The sequence below is a fragment of the Bradyrhizobium sp. 33ap4 genome, from assembly GCF_032654765.1.
In the GTDB taxonomy this organism is placed as follows: domain Bacteria; phylum Pseudomonadota; class Alphaproteobacteria; order Rhizobiales; family Xanthobacteraceae; genus Bradyrhizobium; species Bradyrhizobium australafricanum.
This window is the reverse complement of sequence record NZ_JAUMTJ010000292.1, coordinates 1-523: the sequence shown is the minus strand read 5'-3', so window position 1 is coordinate 523 and position 523 is coordinate 1. Positions and strand designations below refer to the sequence as shown.

General features: G+C 50.5%; 1 protein-coding gene. It reads right to left on the bottom strand.

Annotated features, from left to right (window positions below):
* Positions 1-358: hypothetical protein (locus Q2M23_RS43905; protein ID WP_316399580.1), on the bottom strand; the 358-nt coding region annotated here is incomplete at its 3' end.
* Positions 359-523: the final 165 nt, after the last annotated feature.

Below are 523 nucleotides of genomic sequence, written 5' to 3'. Positions count from 1 at the left end.
CCTGTCCATGAGCATTGCCTGCTGCTCGTGCTCTGCAGCTCGCAGCAACAGGTCTGTGATCTTTTTTCTTTTTTTTTTTCTCCAAGGCAATCCCTTTGGGGATCCATCTCAGCTTCAAAAATGGATGAAACGCAGCCGCCAGCACCGTTGTGTCACCCTTTAGCTGAAGGATCTTCTGGAAGCGTTCTTGAAGCCCTGTTAGCAGTGCTAGGGCGATTGGCCTGCAAGCTCCGACTGTGATGCTGCTAATCAAGGCTTCCAGCTTTGCTTTTACGGTTGTTAGGACGGGAAGCAGCTCACCGAAGAAACTGTCGTTGCTGCCTTGGAGACCGTCAAGCGCTGTAACGAACACAAACAAGAAAGAAAGCCAGCATCAAAGTTGCCGTAGAAGACCGCAGTACATAACGCCCACTGCGTGCTGCACAAGATGAGACGGGCACCCTCCATGGCCACACATGGAGTACCCATGATATGGCACTTTTGTGGACAAATCCAAACTTCACCGATATCAATCATGCATGTG